Source organism: Bacillus sp. FJAT-27445, from assembly GCF_001510665.1.
GTDB lineage: Bacteria > Bacillota > Bacilli > Bacillales > Cytobacillaceae > Bacillus_D.
This window is the reverse complement of the sequence record NZ_LMTI01000001.1, coordinates 101,165-118,310: the sequence shown is the minus strand read 5'-3', so window position 1 is coordinate 118,310 and position 17,146 is coordinate 101,165. Positions and strand designations below refer to the sequence as shown.

Below are 17,146 nucleotides of genomic sequence, written 5' to 3'. Positions count from 1 at the left end.
AATGCGAACTGCATGCTCCTTATCTGTGTGGAAAGGCATACTAGCAAAACAGCTCGCTTTTTATTCCATACCTTGGCTATCCGCCATATCTTTCATTTTCTGCTTAGCAGCTACTGCCTGCTTTTTTGCGTTTTCCATCCCATACTATTTCCCCGCCCGCAATTGTCATTACCGGCCAGCCTTTGCAAACCCAGTCAGCAAATGGCGTGTTTTTCCCTTTGGACAAAAATTCCCGCGGGTTGATTGCCAGATCGGTATGCAAGTCTAGTAAAACGATATCCGCAGGGGCCCCTGCTTTAAGCTTCCCGTATGGTAGCCCAAACGCCTCCGCTGGTTTAATTGTCAAATAATCAATCAGCTGCTGAAGGCTGAATATGCCTTTTTCAACAAAATGGGTGTATAAAAGCGGGAAGGCTGTTTCAAGGCCCGTTATTCCAAATGGGGCAAGTTCCATGCCTTCCGCCTTTTCTTCTGCCGTATGTGGCGCATGGTCTGTCGCGATGAAATCGATTGTTCCGTCCAGCAGCCCTTCAATTAACGCTTCTTGGTCGGCCTTTGCCCTCAGCGGCGGATTCATTTTGTAATTGGCATCAAGGCCCGGAATGTCTTCTTCGCAGAGGATCAGATGGTGTGGTGTGACTTCCGCTGTGACACGAATGCCAGCACGCTTTGCATCCCTTACAGCCCGTACCGATTCCTTTGTGCTAATATGGCAAACATGGAAATGGCAGCCCGCCGCCTCCGCAAGCAAGATATCCCTGGCGATATGGACACTTTCACAAACGGAAGGGATGCCTGCCAGGCCGTGTTCTTTTGCAAATGAACCTTCATGGACACAGCCTTTATTAATGAGTGAATCCTCTTCGCAATGCGCGACAATGGCCATATCGAGCTCAGCGGCCCGCTTCATCGCTTCTAGCATCATCGCCGCCGTTTGGACCCCTACTCCGTCATCCGTGAATGCGAACGCGCCTCCTGCTTTCAATTCTTCAAAGTTTGTCAGTTCCCGTCCTAATTCACGAATTGTAATTGAAGCATATGGGAGAACCCTTACCGAAGCAGTCTGTGCAATCCTGTCCTGAAGCCAGTCAAGCTGCTCCTTTGAGTCCGGGACAGGCCTGGTATTTGGCATTGCAGCGACAGTGGTAAATCCTCCCTTTGCGGCAGCCAACGTACCCGTTTCAATCGTTTCCTTCTTTTCTCCTCCGGGCTCTCTCAAATGGACATGGAGGTCGACAAAGCCGGGTGCTGCTACATAATTTTCAGCATCAATCACACGATCGGCCTGCCGATTGATTGAATGGCTAATTTCCCCGATAATTCCGTTCTCTATATAAATATCACCTTGTTCAAATTCTCCTGATTTATCTAGCAACTGCACGTTTTTCAGCAAAAGCTTCATGGTATCTACCCCCTGTTTGTTGTGCCAGAGCCCTTTTAAGGACTGCCATCCGAACATATACGCCATTTTCCATTTGCTTGAAGATCCGCGAACGCTGCGACTCTACCAGGCAAGAGGCTATTTCTACATCCCTGTTTACTGGAGCAGGATGCATGATAATGCTGCCAGGCTTCATCCGGTTTTCCCTTTCTATGGTAAGGCCGTACATGCGATGGTAATCCTCCTTTGAAAGTCCATAATGCCTTTCATGGCGCTCATGCTGAATCCTCAGGAGCATGACGACATCGGCTGTTCTAACAGCACTGTCGATTGGTTCAAAGGATGATTTCTCTTCGAACCACTCAGGCGGCCCGGAGAAAACAACCTCGGCACCGAGCTTCTTCAGGGCGACGGCATTGGAATGTGCAACCCTGCTATGCCTGATGTCTCCAACAATTGCAACCTTCAAGCCTGCAAACCTGCCAAACTCCTGCTTGATTGTCATTAAATCAAGAAGCGATTGTGTCGGGTGGTGCCCGCAGCCATCGCCGGCATTCAGAATTGGAATTCTGCAGCCTGTCAGAAGTTCGTCATAATATTGGTCAGCCGGATGGCGGATGATAACCGCATCCACCCCAATCGACTCCAATGTGCGAACCGTATCATACAGCGTTTCACCTTTCAGTGCGCTTGATGCGCTCGCCTCAAACTGGATGACCTCAAGACCAAGCTTCCGCTCCGCGATTTCAAAGCTGCACTTTGTCCTTGTACTTGGTTCAAAGAATAGATTCGAAACAAACGCGTTCCTTTTTGGAGCCCAGATCGCCCCTTTTGAAAATCCTTCTGCCTCGTCAATCAGTGTGTGGATTTCATCCGGCTGTAAATCAGCCATTGTCAGCAAATGCTTGATCATTTTTACATTCCTCCCCAGATTGTGTGCTTTAGGGCGAAAGAAAACGCCCTGAGCGGTAGCCTGGGCGCATGATTCCCCCAGCCGCCTGGAAGTGTCCTTTCCGGCGGCCAGGCGTGCACCCTTACCGGCCTCTCGGGACCGGTTTAAAAGGTGGTACCTTATGCAGATTTTTTGTCAGCTGAATCTTCGAACATGTCTTCACTTGCTGGCTCCCTGCCAGGCAGGATGAGGTTCAACAATATCCCAAGAATTGCCGCGAGCGCCATACCCTGGATTTCAAAACCGCTAGTTACCTTAATGAAGGCACCACCGATTCCGATAACCAGGATAACCGATGAAATAATCAGGTTTCGATTGTTGCCAAAATCAATTTTGTTATCAACAAGCATCCTCAATCCTGAGGAAGCAATGATACCGAAGAGAAGAATGGATACGCCGCCCATCACTGCAGACGGAATTGATCCAATTAGTGCTGTGATTGTCCCAATGAATCCAAAAATGGTTGCTGCCACAGCTGCTCCTGCGATCACATACACGCTGTATACCTTTGTTATCGCTAGGACGCCAATATTTTCCCCGTAAGTGGTTTTTGGCGGTCCGCCAATCAAGGCGGAAATCATCGTTGCCATCCCGTCACCTAAAATTGACCGATGGAGGCCGGGTTTTTTAATGTAATCTCGGCCGACAACCTTGCTGAGTACAAGCTGATGGCCGATATGTTCTGAAATTGTCACGATGGCGACCGGCACCATCAGCAGGACAAGGTCAAAGGTGATTTTTATTTTATAATCAACAAACGGGATGATGAAATCAGGCATTACAAATAGGTCCGCTTCCATTACCGGTTTAAAATTGACGAGCCCTACTGCTAGCGAATACACATATCCAATGACAATCCCCGCTAAAATCGGGATAATGCTAAACGTCCCTTTTCCGTAAATCGCGAAGACGATTGTTGCTATAAGAGTAACCAAGGCCGCAGAGAAGTGAAGTACGCTGTAATTTGCGGGATCCGCCATCGTATTCATCGCCATTCCAACCGCCGTTCCAGCCATGGAAAGGCCGATGACCATAATGACCGGGCCAACCACGATAGGCGGCAGGAGATTCATGATCCAGCGATGCCCCGCCTTCTTAATGATAAGCGCGACAATACCGTAGACTAGGCCAGCCATGAAACTGCCGATCATCGCCCCGCCAGGACCGCCGGTAGTCTTTGCGACGATAATCGGAATAATGAAGGCAAAGGATGACCCAAGGTAGGCGGGAACCTGCCATTTTGTAATTATTAGGAAGACCAATGTACCGATACCGCTAGAGATAAGCGCGATAGCCGGGCTTAAATCAACAAGAAATGGAACAAGGATGGTCGCCCCGAACATGGCGAACAGATGCTGCAGGCTCAAGGTTATTAATTGCCCGGCACTTGGTTTTTCGTGTACATCCAGGATGGGTTTGTTCATTGTTTTTCTCCTCCGTCATTCCTATAATTTTGGGTTATTGGCCTCTTGCTTAATTCCTGTCTCTTCCTAAACAACCCATGTTTGTAAAAAAAACCTCCCTGCAGCTAAGCGCAAGGAGGTTTTAAATGCAAGCGGGAACCGGTTTGATTCCTGCTGCAGGCGCCCACACCTGTGGAGCTGCCCGGCATTACCCCCTTTGCAGGCTCTCTGGTCTGCATTTAAAAGGGATATTCAGTTGTTTTTTTCTTTATTTTTCTTATTCGTATATGCTTACCTGGTCACTGCCGTCCACTTCAGCAAGTTCAACCTTAATCCGTTCCGTACTCGATGTAGGGATATTTTTACCGACATAATCCGCCCTGATTGGAAGTTCACGGTGGCCCCGGTCGACAAGAACAGCTAGCTGGATCTGGGCTGGCCTGCCAAGGTCCATAATCGCATCCATCCCCGCCCTCACCGTCCTGCCGGTATAAAGGACGTCATCAACTAGAATCACTTTCTTATTTGTTACTCCGCCTGGAACATCTGACCCCTTTACATGAGGTTCCTGGTCTTCAGTTACATGGGTGAGGTCGTCCCTATACAATGTAATATCCAGTTCGCCAGTGGCAACCGCCTTACCTTCAATCTGGAGTATCCTCTCTGCAAGCCGTTCGGCGATGTATACGCCTCTTGTCTTAATGCCGACTACCACACAGTCGTCTATTCCCTTATTTTTTTCAATGATTTGGTGAGCTATCCTTGTTAGTGCTCTCCTGATAGCCTGTTCATCCAAAACAAGTGCTTTCTGGGCCATAAATCTACCTTCTTTCATCTAAAGAAGAACTAAAAAACCTCCCGCAGCTTGTGGGAGGTTTGGAAATTCGCATTTAATCACATACCCCTTCCAGGGTGTGAAAATCCGTTCCTTCCCAGCCTCACAGGACTGCGTTAAAGGGCTTATTAACTTATAGATATATTACTTCAAACCGAAAAGGGTGTCAATCATTTTCATGCAATTGATCAAGCAGTTTGTCGAAATATGCGGGTAACGGCGCTTCAAATTCAAGATATTCGTCCGTTCTGGGATGCCTAAAGCCTAGTATGCCCGCATGCAGGGCTTGGCCTTCAAGGTCCAGTGTCTTTTTTGGGCCATACTTTGGGTCACCTGCGAGCGGATAGCCGATGTATTTCATATGAACCCTGATTTGATGTGTCCTCCCCGTTTCGAGCTGGCATTCTACGAATGAAAAATCGCCCAGCCTTTCAAGTACTTGAAAATGGGTGACCGCATGCTTCCCATTATCGACGACAGTCATGCTTTGCCTATCCTTCGGGTCCCTTCCAAGAGGGGCATCGATCGTTCCATAGTCATGGGGAATGCTGCCATGGACAATTGCCTTATACTTCCTCGTTACCGACTTCTCGACAAGCTGGTTGACGAGCTTTTCATGGGCCATATCATTTTTTGCTACCATGAGAAGGCCGGATGTATCCTTATCAATCCTGTGGACAATGCCTGGCCTGAGTACACCATTTATCCCGGAGAGGTCTTTGCAGTGGTACATAAGCCCGTTCACAAGCGTGCCGGTCAAATGCCCTAGCGCCGGATGGACGACCATTCCTTTTGGCTTGTTCACGACAAGCACATCTCCGTCCTCATAATAAATGTCCAGGTCCATTTTTTCCGGAATCGCGTCAAGCTCCTCTGGCTCGGGAATAGAAATTTCAATGACATCATGTTCGGCGCATTTATAATTCGTTTTTACAGCCCTGCCATTGACTAGGACATTCCCGTCTTTAATCCATTGTTGTACCTGTGTGCGTGACCATTCTTCATTTAAAGACGAAATTGCTTTGTCTAGCCTGTCACCTTTTTCGCCTTCAGCGATGGTGTGTACCATTTTCTCCATATGATTTCTCCTTTTTGCTTTCCCGATCTTCCTTTATCATTTGTATCATCATTAAAACGACCCCAACGACAAGAGCTGAATCAGCTATATTAAAAACAGGGAAATTATAGCTGAAAATAAATGTATGGATAAAATCGACAACTTCCTGCCGATAAACCCTGTCAATGAAATTTCCAATCGCTCCCCCCAGCATCAAGCCAAGTGAAACCCCGAGAAGCGCATTCCCTCGTGCCGCTTTCCGAATGTAATAGACGATTCCGATTATGACGATAATTGTAATCACGTAAAAAAACCACATTTGCCCCTGCAGAATTCCCCAGGCCGCACCCCTGTTCCGGTGGGAAGTAATATAAAGGAAATCCTCAATAATTTGAATGCTATCCCCTAAATTCATATTTTTCACAATCAGCCATTTGGTAAATTGGTCGAGGACAATAATCAATGCAGCGATTAAGTAATAAAACACCAGGTAAACCCTCCACATCTTCTCGATGACTTCTTATGCATTTTAGCACAAACCTCCCATTAACCACAATTGCAGGAGAACCTAAGCGTTGTTTAGGAACAAAATGCGCAAGCGCCTTGGTTAGCCCCGACCAGATTAAGACGGAGCCCGCAGGACGGGCCTGCCCTCCGGAGGGAACCGGCTTAAGACCTCGAGGGGCTAGGCGCTGGAGCTGGACTACAATAACTTATTTCGAGTTCTCCACAATGTTTTTATTTTATAGTTTGTTTAGCAGCCATAAAAAGGCCGCTCCTGCAAAAAAGCAGGCGCGGCCTCAACGTTTTAGTCCTGGTTCGCCTCGGACGGATAAGACTCTTTCACAACACTTGCGCATCGGGCGCAAAGTGCCGGATGGTCAGGATCTGTGCCGGTATCCGTTTTGACAACCCAGCACCTTTCACATGTTTCACCCTCCGCTTTTGTAATCACAATAGACGCAGTCTCAAGCTTAAGAGCATCTGACGGAGCCTGCTCTACGGTGCCCGCGACCTCGAATCCGGAAACAATGAAGAGCTGTTTTACATCCTCATTAATTGAATTCAGGAGAGTTCGGGTTTGCTCATTTGCGTAAAGGGTTACTTTAGCTGTTAGGGATTTTCCGATTACTTTTTCATTTCGCGCTTCTTCTAGTGCTTTAAGGACATCATCCCTCAACTTCATGAAAGCAGACCATTTTCCCGATAATTCCTCTGCATTTGGATATTCCTTAAACTCAGGCATATCCGTCAATTGGACGCTCTCTTCCTTTACTCCAGGAATGAACTCCCACACTTCATCAGCTGTATGGGAAAGGATTGGGGAAACAAGCTGGGTCAATGAAACGAGTGATTCATAAAGTACGGTTTGGATGGCACGCCTTGCCCTGTTATCCTTTGACTCAATGTAAAGGATATCCTTGGCAAAATCAAGATAGAACGAGCTCAGGTCAAGCGTGCAGAAATTATTGACCGCATGGTAAATACCCGAAAACTCGTAGCGATCATAAGAAGCCCTAACCTGCTTAATCAATTTGTTAAGCTTTACGAGCATGAATTGATCAACTTCACGAAGTTCTTCGTAGGCAAGTGCATCCTTTTCAGGGTTGAAATCGGCAAGATTTCCAAGTAGAAACCTAAATGTATTCCTGATTTTCCTATACACTTCTGCAACCTGTTTTAGGATGGCATCTGAAACCCGAACATCGGATTGGTAATCAACGGATGCGACCCAAAGCCGGAGGATATCTGCTCCCATTTGTTTCATAACTTTTTCAGGGACCATAACATTTCCGAGTGATTTGCTCATTTTTCTTCCTTCGCCATCAAGGACAAACCCATGGCTGAGCACGCCTTTGTATGGCGCTTTGCCTGTTACGGCAACGGCTGTTGAGAGCGAAGAGTTGAACCAGCCTCGGTATTGGTCGGAACCTTCCAGATACAGGTCGGCCGGCCTCTGCAGGTCATCCCTTTCCTCAAGGACAGCCTGATGCGAGGAACCTGAGTCAAACCAAACATCCATAATGTCCGTTTCTTTTGTGAACGTTCCATTTGGGGAGCCTGGATGTGTAAATCCTTCAGGAAGAAGCTCCATCGCATCTCTTTCAAACCAAATATTGGAGCCATGTTCACGGAACAGGCTGGATACATGGCCAATCGTCTCGTCAGTAATGACCGGTTCGCCATTTTCAGCGTAGAAAACAGGAATCGGTACGCCCCAGACACGCTGGCGGGAAATACACCAATCGCCGCGGTCACGGACCATGTTGAACAGGCGGGTTTCCCCCCACGCAGGAACCCATTCCGTTTCCTTGATTGCCTCAAGAAGTTCATTCCTAAAATCCTTAATGGAAGCGAACCACTGGGCAGTGGCACGGAAAATGACCGGCTTCTTAGTCCGCCAGTCATGCGGATAGGAGTGGGTGATGAAGGATAGCTTTAAAAGCGCTCCCGCCTCTTCAAGGGCCAGTGTAATCGGCTTGTTGGCTTCATCGTAAAACAGGCCTTCAAATCTTTCCGCTTCGGAGGTCATATAGCCTTTGTCATCAACTGGGCAGAGCACCTCCAGGCCATATTTTTGGCCAACATGGAAGTCGTCCTCTCCATGTCCTGGCGCAGTGTGCACACAGCCAGTACCAGCATCCGTGGTGACATGCTCACCTAGCACGACAAGCGAATCGCGGCCGTATAATGGGTGGATTGCCGTAATGTATTCCAGTTCTTGGCCTTTAACCTTTTTGGCAACCTCATAGGAATCCCATCCAATTTCCTTTGCAACCGACTCTAGAAGCGCTTCTGCAACAAGGTAGTTTACCCCATTTGCGGAAACAACCGTATAAACTAGGTCTGGATGGACGGAAATGCCAAGGTTGGCTGGAATTGTCCATGGAGTTGTCGTCCAAATCACAATGCTCGTATCCGTATCCAGAACACCCTTACCATCTTTTACTTTAAAGCCCACAAAGATTGAAGGCGATTTTTTATCCTTGTATTCAATTTCAGCCTCTGCAAGGGCGGATTCACTGGAAGGCGACCAGTAGACAGGCTTTTTCCCTTTGTAAATATAACCCTTTTTAGCCATTTCGCCGAACACCCTGATTTGCTGGGCTTCGTATTCAGGCTTCAAGGTGATATATGGGTTCTCCCAGTCTCCCCGTACGCCAAGGCGCTTGAACTGCTGCCTTTGGCTGTCAATTTGGCCAAGGGCATATTCTGTGCAAAGCTGCCTGAATTCAGCAACTGTCATTTCTTTCCGCTTAACGCCCTTATTTGTAAGTGCCTGTTCAATTGGCAAGCCGTGCGTATCCCAACCGGGAACATAAGGGGCATGGTAGCCAGTCATTGATTTGTGGCGGACAATCATATCCTTCAGAATTTTATTCAAGGCGTGGCCCATATGGATATCACCGTTCGCATATGGAGGGCCGTCGTGAAGAACATACATCGGGCGGCCTTTTGTCCGTTCCTGCACTAGTTTATAAATATCCTTTTCTTCCCATTGGGCTTGGATTTCCGGTTCCCTTTTCGGCAGGTTGCCTCGCATTGGAAAATCCGTATTTGGCATTAACAGTGTGTCTTTGTATTCCATTTTCTCTTCCTCCTGAACTTACTAGCCTGAAAAAGGCATTTTTCACAAAATAAAAAACCCCTCATCCCAATAGGGACGAGAAGGTTTGATTTCCCGCGGTACCACCCTGATAGGCAACCTAGAATAGGACTGCCCCCTCAAACATCCGTAACGTGGAATTGCACGCCGCAGCTTACTTGGCATTTCGCCGTTCAGTGCGGGACTCATGGGTGATTTTCCAATTCCCTGCTTTTGCCGGCTCCCACCATCCCCGGCTCGCTAAAAAAAAGCATTTGAAATTGTACTGTCCCTTTCATAGCCTGTAAGCTTATTTCATTTCTTATTAGGAAATTATATGCCATTCAGGCAGCTTCCGTCAAGCGAGCGAATCTTCTTCTTCAGTTGCCCTCAACTCGGTCGCATCAAGCTTGTAATCAAGAAGATGGTCCCAGTCATCATTGCTGATCATGTCGAGTTGGGCTTCAATCAACATTTTGAAGCGGGTTCTGAAAACCTTTGACTGTTTTTTCAGGTCTTCAATTTCAAGGGCGATTTTCCGTGCCTTTGACAGGGATTCATTCACGATCCTATCCGCATTTTTTTCAGCTTCCTTGATAATGAGCTTCGCTTCCTTCTGTGCAATCCGCCTTACTTCTTCCGCAGCTTCCTGGGCGATAATGATGGACTTGTTCAGCGTTTCCTCAATATTGGTAAAATGGCCAAGTCGGTCACTCTGATCATTCAGGCGCTCTTCCAATTCCTTCTTTTCACGGAGAATCAGTTCATAATCCTTGATTACTTGGTCAAGGAATTCGTTTACCTCATCTTCATCATACCCCCGGAACCCCTTAGTGAATTCCTTATTGTGTATATCCAGTGGTGTTAATGGCATGACGCCACCTCCCTAATTTGAGTATTGATTCGTTTTGCAGGCGGGTCCGGGAAATGTCCCCGGGTTTCCATGCTATGTATTTTATCAATTTAATTCGACAGAAACATTCATATTCCTTCATGTGCCAGCAAATTTATTTTTGTTTTCCGGCAACAATCCGCCATTTTTCCTTTTTTGTTTTCCCATCAATCGCCATTAGCCTTGATCTTCCATACCCTCGAACGGAAATCATATCGCCTACTCCAATGTCAAAAGCGGGATTGGCTGCTTCCGCCCAATTTACCTTTACAACACCCTGCTGGATCAAGAGCTGGGCTTTCTGTCTTGAGAGGTGATGGATGGCAGCCAATACTGTATCAAGCCGTAGTGAGCTGACAGTCAGTGAATCTTCATACCAGGCTTCCGTTGGCTGCAGCGCCTCCTCCAAAGAGAGTTCGGCAATGCTTACGGATGCGCGGTCGATTGACTCGAGCTGCATTTTCACGAAATCAACCACTTCCGCCGCACAAAGAAACTGGGCTTTGCCTTCTCCAATCAGGATATCCCCAAATTTGCCGCGTTTCAGCCCCAGTGACATCAGGCTCCCCAGTACCTGGGGATGTTCAATCGAAACAAATTTCGCAGGATAACGGATATCCAGCAGGCTAATTTGGAAGTCCTCCTGTTCGGCAGCCGCATAATCGGGAAGCACTAGTGCCCTTCTTCGTTCGGCAAACCCATGACCACCCGAAAATTCAACACGCACCTCGCTATTTTCCCCAATAACCGCCATGAGGATATGCTGCTCGCGAGGATCAAGAAAGTCAGTCAATTTTGCTGTATAGGAGGATTCAACAATGTTTTTCCAATTCAGGGCCTGATCGATAAATTCTCTTTCCCCAGGCCTGAAATGCTGGTATATATTCATACTTCCGCTCCTTGCAAGAATGGTGCGTCAAACAAAAAGGACTGGCTGCCAGGGCCGGTCCGCCTTTAGCAAAATGAAACTTTTAAAACCAGCTTAGTACCTTCAACAAGCCATGTGTTGCAAACTCAAGAACCATGATTCCGACAATCGGCGAAATGTCAATCATGCCAAGCGGCGGAATGAACCTTCTGAATTGCTCCAGATACGGCTCACATATCCTCGCCAGGAACTGGCCGATAGCCGTTCCCCGTGCGTTCGGAAACCATGACATCAATATGTAAATGATCAAGGCCCACTTATATAAATTAATAAATTTTACCAAAAAAACACTAATTACATCCATTAACTGTTACCACCTCGAATCTTGAAAATCATGCTCCTGCATCAATTCGGAAATATTGCCTGAAACTTCGACATTGTCCGGAGTGCACAGGAAAATGCTCATGCCGATTTTTTGGATGTCTCCGCCAATGGCGTAGACTGTTCCGCTGAGGAAATCGACTATCCTTTTTGCCTGGTCGTGATCAATCCGCTGAAGGTTGACAACAACCGCCCTCCTGTTTTTCAAATGGTCGGCTATTTCCTGGGCTTCGGAATACATCCTTGGTTCAATTAAAACAACCTTCGAATTGGAGGACTTCTGAACGCTTTGGAGGCTGACGACATTTTGGGTTTTGACGGCCTGCTGTTTTTGAGGCCTCATTGGTTCCTGTTCTTCAATATAGTCCTCTTCTTCATCGTATTGTTCATCCAGAAAAAAGAAATTTTTAAACTTCGACTTAATGCTCATTTACCTGCACCTCCATATCGTTTTTTCCGACGAGAGCCGTGCCAATCCGTATCATGGTCGCCCCTTCCTCAACGGCAATTTCAAAATCGTTTGACATTCCCATCGACAATTCTGTACAAGGGGCATACGGCAGTCCCATAGCTTGAATCCTATCCCTAAGACTCCTAAGCGTTCGAAAACAGTTTCTTAGAATGGTTTCATCTTCCGTCAGTGGAGCCATGGTCATCAAGCCCTCAACACTTATTCTTTCGAAATCCCCAAGCTCGGCAATAAATGACATGGCCTCATCAGGAGTTAGTCCATGCTTTGATTTTTCTCCGGAAACATTCACCTGAACGAGGCATTTAACCTTGCCAGCAGCCCGCTTATTAAGCTCACTGGCAAGGGACAGCCTGTCCAGTGAATGGATATAGTCAGCTTTACCGATAATATTCTTTACTTTCTTTGTTTGCAGGGACCCAATGAAATGGAACGAAGCTTTCCCATGAAGTGTATCCCATTTTTTCAGAAAGCCTTCATCACGGTTTTCGCCAAGATCGGAAACCCCGGCCTCCACAGCCTCCAAGGCCCTTTGCGTACTGACGTATTTGGTGACTGCAATTATTCGAACCCCGGCAGGATCCCTGTTGGATTTAAGGCAAGCATCCTTTATCCTGGTGCGTATATCTCTAAGATTTCCTGCTACCTCCATTACCGCTAAGAACCCTCCTTCCAACCTATAAAACCAAGCATCCTCCCGGTTTTCCCTTTGTCCCTCCTATGGGAAAAAAAGCTGGCACCGCTGCATGATGAACAAAGGCCGGTAGTTGCTATGTTCTGCACTGGTATCCCTGCCTCCTCCAGCAGAACCCGGTTCATTGACTGGAGATCGAGGGAGTATTGGCCAGCGCTAATTTGATTATATGGTTTTTTTTCGACATGTTCTAGTGCCTTTTCCACAAAAGCGATAACCTTGTCATCAACAATGTAACAATCTTTGCAAATGGATGGCCCTATTGCGGCAAAAATGGATGAAGGATCTATGCCTTCATCCTCCCAAGCCTTGACCATCTTGGGGCCAATCCCGTTAACTGTACCCTTCCAGCCGGCGTGTGCGATGCCAACCATCCGGCTGAAAGGTTCAATGAAATACAACGGCACACAATCCGCAAAGCAAAGTGACATGAGGATTCCGGGTTCATTTGTGTAAAATCCATCCGTGTCCTTTACGGAATTATCATACGCGGCAGCACCCATTCCTTTTAAATTCGGATGTGCCTTTACTATATTTGTTCCATGAGTCTGTTCGGCACCAACCATATCAAGAAGCTTGAATCCCGCCATACGTGCGGTGGCACCCCTGTTGGCCATAACCATTCCAGGATCATCCCCAACATGGTAGCCGGTGTTCAGGCTATCGAATTCCAGTCTGCTGTATCCACCCTGACGTGAAGTAAAACCGGCTGAAAGGCCGGGAAAGTCATTCATCCACTTTTTGAGGATGTAAAGCGATTCATTTTGGGAAATAAATGGTTCCATGGCTCTCCCCTGTTTTTTCTCTAGTTTACCACAACACGCCTAAATCCGACAGGTTTACTTACCCCACACTGTTTTCCTGGCCCTCGGGTGATGGCTTCAACGCCTGTCCGCTGGCCCTCACCAGAATGACATCGTGGCCAATCTTTAAAATATTGGACCATGGGATGACCGTATCGTCCTCTTTTCCAAAAAGGCCGAGAACCTTCCCGGAGCCGCTAATTACCACTGCCTGTATTTTTCCTGTTGCCAAGTTTATGTCTATATCGGTTACATTGCCGAGCTTTTTGCCATCTGCTACATTAACGACATCCTTCATTTGAAAATCCGATATCCTTACCATTTGATTCACTCCTGTCCTGTTCTATTTAAACTATATGCAGAAGACCAGGATTATTGTTCAAGGATATGTATCGGCCGAGATAAAACTTACGGGCACTTTCGACCTGGCAATGTAATAAGGTGCAATGAACAAAATGCGCAAGCGCCTTCGCGACAAGCACAAACCGCTTGTCCCTGCGATGATTATTCCAAGGAGCTTTCCTTAGTGGTCAGCCCCGACCAGCATAAGACGGGGCCCGCAGGACACTGAATGGCATCCCTGAATCCGCCCACGCACGAAGGAAATGCGAGCATTTCCGAGGACGGGCCTGCCCTCCGGAGGGAACCGGCTTATGACCTCGAGGGGCTAGGCGCTCCTCGAAAAAGCTAACGCTTTTTCTTCGTGCGAGGCTTATGCTTTCGAAGCTTATTCTGGTGGAGCTGGATTAATATAACTTATTTCGAGTTATCCACTATGTTCAATTTTATAATTTCCTGGACGATGAAAAAGCCACCCATGGCGGGCAGCTTAGCTTTGGATATTTTTATTCATTTGTTTAATTGCAGCCTTTTCCAGCCTTGAAACCTGCGCTTGGGAAATACCGATTTCATCGGCGACCTCCATTTGGGTTTTTCCCTGGAAGAACCGTTTTCGCAAGATTAGTTTTTCCCGGTCGTTCAGCCTGCGCATCCCTTCCTTTAGGGCGATTTCTTCAATCCACTGGGTATCCTTATTCCGTTCATCGCTCAATTGATCCATGACGTATATAGGGTCACCCCCGTCATTGTAAATCGGTTCGAACAGGGAAACGGGATCCTGTATCGCATCGAGCGCAAACACAATTTCCTCATGGGGAACCTCCAGAACCCTGGCGATTTCTTCCGCAGTGGGTTCCCTCGAAGTTTCGCTCATTAGCCTCTCCCTGACCTGGAGTGCCTTGTAAGCGATATCCCTAAGCGACCTTGAAACTCGGATAGGATTATTATCTCTTAAATACCGCCTGATTTCACCGATTATCATTGGCACTGCATATGTGGAAAACTTTACATTTTGGCCCAAATCAAAGTTGTCGATTGATTTCATTAGGCCGATGCAGCCAACCTGAAACAGATCGTCAACAAATTCCCCCCGGTTGTTAAAGCGCTGGATGACGCTCAGTACTAGCCGCAGGTTGCCATTGACAAGCTTTTCCCTCGCAGTCAGGTCACCTGCCTGCATTTCCCTGAAAAGCATGCGCATTTCATCGTTTTTCAATACCGGAAGCTTCGATGTATCGACGCCGCATATTTCAACCTTATTTCGGGTCAATGCCTTTTCCCTCCTTGTAGGAGCTGCTGTTCAAAAAACAGTATCTCCGTGGAAAGGAAAAATATGCAGGGCACCCGAGGTACAGGGGAGGGCGAAAAGAGAAAAAGCCTTTAAGTTGCTGCATTTCTTAGCAAAAAAATTTTTCTTGGTCTTGGTCTGAAATTTATACCATTTTATTGAATTCCTTGCGGAGCCTTTTAATAATTCTTTTCTCGAGCCGCGAGATATAGGATTGCGAAATGCCTAACATATCGGCAACATCTTTCTGTGTTTTCTCTTCCCCATTTGCAAGCCCGAACCGAAGCTCCATAATTTGTTTTTCCCTGTCGGAAAGCTGGTGGAGCGCCTTTGATAACAGCTTACGGTCGACATTAGCCTCCAGGTCCCTTGTAATGATATCATCATCCGTTCCAAGAACATCTGATAAAAGCAGTTCATTGCCATCCCAATCGATGTTAAGCGGCTCGTCAAATGAAACCTCGGATCTGATTTTGTTGTTTCTTCTCAAATACATCAGAATTTCATTTTCAATGCATCTCGAAGCATATGTAGCCAGTTTTATTTTCTTTTCCGGATTGAAGGTGTTGACCGCCTTTATCAGCCCTATCGTCCCGATGGAAATCAAATCCTCAATATTGATTCCAGTGTTCTCGAATTTCCTGGCAATGTAGACAACTAGACGTAAGTTCCTTTCTATAAGAATCGACCTGGCGATTTTATCCCCTCCGGGAAGTTTCTTCAACAGGACTTCTTCCTCATCCTTGCTCAGAGGGGGAGGAAGCGCTTCACTTCCGCCTATGTAATAGACTTCATCACTTTTCAAACCAAGTTTGAAAAGTAGCTTGGACCAATAATAGTATAATCGGAGCCTCCATTTTTTCACTTGTAGTCCTCCTTCTAAAAAAAGTATCGGTGAGTATAATTAGTATTAACTTGCCATGCCAGGACCCCCTGGAATACCTGTTAGCATTTTTGGATGGACAATGCACTCAAAGGTCCCATCGGATGAAAGCTCCTGAAGCGTAAATGAAACGAGCACCTTGCTAGTTTTATAGATTTTTTCACCCTGGGTAATTGTCACCAAATCGGGTTTAATAGCGAGCACCAACTGATTTTCTTGTCCAACAACGGAAAAGGGAATGATTCTTAAGCGGTGCTCCCATTCGGAATCAAGTTTTTTTTCTCCATAGATTATCGCTTCCGGATTGGACGACGCAAGCGCAAGTGGCCCGGGAAGAGAGCCAATTGCATTTTTCACGGATGCGAACATAACAGGCAGCCGGGATAATGGGTCATACAGCTGATTGCCACTATCCACTAGCCCGGTATAATCGTAAGTTTCCCCGTTAATTGAGACCTGAACGCCGACAAGCTGGCCAAACTTGATTTTCGCCATCTCGTTGGCTTCAAGCCTGTTTTTCGAAAAGTGCCAGGCTAGCGGGAACCCAATCAATACGAATGCCCAGCTAACCGGATCTCCAAAACCTGATGATACGGACGCGAGGAATGTCCTGGAGGCTACCCCGCCAGTCTGCAGGAAATAATGCGCGCCCATCAATGCACCCCCAATTAAAAACGTCGAGAAATATAGCGCGGCCAATGCGGCCAAAAAAAATTTAATCCCTTTGTACCCAAAAGCAGTTAAAACCATAAAAGCTGAAAACAGCAGTTTGGAAACGGGATGCCCCGAATAAATGCCGAGTGGGGTAAAATGAAGCAAAATAATTAGGGACCCAATGAATCCCCCTGCAGCAATCCGCCACAGAGGAATGGCCTTTTTAAGGACGATTGCAGCCAGGCTGAGGAGAAGGCAGTCAAAGAACAAATTTAAAGCCCAAATCACATCCAGGTAAACAGTCACACGTACCTCCTTTTCCGGGCTCCTGGAGGATATCTGCAGGATGCCGTGTTCTGTTTACGGAAAAGTATATAGTATATTCGGGTTGAAAAGGTGTCGATTCATGTAACCGTACAGAAGGAATTTTCAACGATTCCCTTCACCTTTTGCCAATATATCCTGTGTTGAAAATAGGATTATGATCAAAATGCGTAAGCGCCTTCGTGACAAGCACCAAAACCGCTACGTGACAAGCAAAAGACGCCTGTCCCTGCGATGTTAATTCCCAGGAGCTTTCCCTTTGTGTCCCTGCGATGATTATACTGGGAAGCTTTCCTTATGCTATCGCTTAATTCCGTGCGATGTATTTTCAGGGAAG

Annotated in this window: 17 protein-coding genes and 1 other annotated feature; all 17 genes read right to left on the bottom strand. The window is 46.9% G+C overall.

Annotation, left to right across the window (positions count from 1 at the left end; translation table 11 throughout):
* Positions 1 to 103: 103 nt before the first annotated feature.
* Positions 104 to 1,402 carry a dihydroorotase gene (locus AR337_RS00620; protein ID WP_059170075.1) on the bottom strand — a complete coding sequence of 433 codons (1,299 nt, stop codon included), beginning with the start codon at positions 1,400 to 1,402 and terminating at the stop codon, positions 104 to 106.
* On the bottom strand, positions 1,365 to 2,291 hold the full coding sequence (locus tag AR337_RS00615; protein WP_082686831.1) for an aspartate carbamoyltransferase catalytic subunit: 927 nt from the start codon (positions 2,289 to 2,291) through the stop codon (positions 1,365 to 1,367). The genes AR337_RS00620 and AR337_RS00615 overlap by 38 nt, the downstream gene beginning before the upstream one ends.
* A 161-nt stretch (positions 2,292 to 2,452) precedes the next feature.
* Entirely contained in the window at positions 2,453 to 3,757 is a 1,305-nt protein-coding gene (locus AR337_RS00610) for a solute carrier family 23 protein (RefSeq protein WP_059170073.1), read from the bottom strand.
* A gap of 256 nt (positions 3,758 to 4,013) precedes the next feature.
* Positions 4,014 to 4,553, bottom strand: coding sequence for a bifunctional pyr operon transcriptional regulator/uracil phosphoribosyltransferase PyrR (pyrR, locus tag AR337_RS00605; RefSeq protein ID WP_156424268.1), 540 nt, complete (start codon positions 4,551 to 4,553; stop codon positions 4,014 to 4,016).
* A 184-nt stretch (positions 4,554 to 4,737) separates the two neighbouring features.
* A complete protein-coding gene (locus AR337_RS00600; protein ID WP_059170071.1) occupies positions 4,738 to 5,649 on the bottom strand; it encodes an RluA family pseudouridine synthase in 912 nt (303 codons plus the stop codon).
* On the bottom strand, positions 5,621 to 6,115 hold the full coding sequence (gene lspA / locus AR337_RS00595; RefSeq protein WP_059170070.1) for a signal peptidase II: 495 nt from the start codon (positions 6,113 to 6,115) through the stop codon (positions 5,621 to 5,623). The genes AR337_RS00600 and lspA overlap by 29 nt, the downstream gene beginning before the upstream one ends.
* A gap of 321 nt (positions 6,116 to 6,436) precedes the next feature.
* Positions 6,437 to 9,217, bottom strand: a complete 2,781-nt coding sequence (gene ileS, locus AR337_RS00590; RefSeq protein WP_059170069.1) for an isoleucine--tRNA ligase — start codon at positions 9,215 to 9,217, stop codon at positions 6,437 to 6,439.
* 68 nt (positions 9,218 to 9,285) lie between these two features.
* Positions 9,286 to 9,522 (bottom strand) — a binding site (T-box leader).
* 50 nt (positions 9,523 to 9,572) lie between these two features.
* Positions 9,573 to 10,088 carry a DivIVA domain-containing protein gene (locus AR337_RS00585; protein ID WP_059170068.1) on the bottom strand — a complete coding sequence of 172 codons (516 nt, stop codon included), beginning with the start codon at positions 10,086 to 10,088 and terminating at the stop codon, positions 9,573 to 9,575.
* 133 nt (positions 10,089 to 10,221) lie between these two features.
* Positions 10,222 to 10,995: an RNA-binding protein gene (locus AR337_RS00580; protein ID WP_059170067.1), complete on the bottom strand. Its 774-nt coding sequence runs from the start codon at positions 10,993 to 10,995 to the stop codon at positions 10,222 to 10,224.
* An 82-nt stretch (positions 10,996 to 11,077) separates the two neighbouring features.
* Positions 11,078 to 11,338: a YggT family protein gene (locus tag AR337_RS00575; protein ID WP_059170066.1), complete on the bottom strand. Its 261-nt coding sequence runs from the start codon at positions 11,336 to 11,338 to the stop codon at positions 11,078 to 11,080.
* Between the two features lie 6 nt (positions 11,339 to 11,344).
* Positions 11,345 to 11,785 carry a cell division protein SepF gene (locus AR337_RS00570; protein ID WP_059170065.1) on the bottom strand — a complete coding sequence of 147 codons (441 nt, stop codon included), beginning with the start codon at positions 11,783 to 11,785 and terminating at the stop codon, positions 11,345 to 11,347.
* Entirely contained in the window at positions 11,775 to 12,476 is a 702-nt protein-coding gene (locus AR337_RS00565; RefSeq protein ID WP_059170064.1) for a YggS family pyridoxal phosphate-dependent enzyme, read from the bottom strand. The genes AR337_RS00570 and AR337_RS00565 overlap by 11 nt, the downstream gene beginning before the upstream one ends.
* A gap of 5 nt (positions 12,477 to 12,481) precedes the next feature.
* A complete protein-coding gene (gene pgeF / locus AR337_RS00560) occupies positions 12,482 to 13,303 on the bottom strand; it encodes a peptidoglycan editing factor PgeF (RefSeq protein WP_059170063.1) in 822 nt (273 codons plus the stop codon).
* A 58-nt stretch (positions 13,304 to 13,361) separates the two neighbouring features.
* Complete coding sequence (locus AR337_RS00555) at positions 13,362 to 13,643, bottom strand: YlmC/YmxH family sporulation protein (protein ID WP_059170062.1); 282 nt, start codon at positions 13,641 to 13,643, stop codon at positions 13,362 to 13,364.
* 507 nt (positions 13,644 to 14,150) lie between these two features.
* Positions 14,151 to 14,930 (bottom strand): RNA polymerase sporulation sigma factor SigG, encoded by a 780-nt coding sequence (gene sigG, locus AR337_RS00550; RefSeq protein WP_059170061.1) that lies wholly within the window; start codon positions 14,928 to 14,930, stop codon positions 14,151 to 14,153.
* A 163-nt stretch (positions 14,931 to 15,093) separates the two neighbouring features.
* A complete protein-coding gene (sigE, locus tag AR337_RS00545) occupies positions 15,094 to 15,813 on the bottom strand; it encodes an RNA polymerase sporulation sigma factor SigE (RefSeq protein WP_059170060.1) in 720 nt (239 codons plus the stop codon).
* A gap of 45 nt (positions 15,814 to 15,858) precedes the next feature.
* On the bottom strand, positions 15,859 to 16,791 hold the full coding sequence (gene spoIIGA, locus AR337_RS00540) for a sigma-E processing peptidase SpoIIGA (protein ID WP_059170059.1): 933 nt from the start codon (positions 16,789 to 16,791) through the stop codon (positions 15,859 to 15,861).
* Between the last annotated feature and the right edge of the window lie 355 nt (positions 16,792 to 17,146).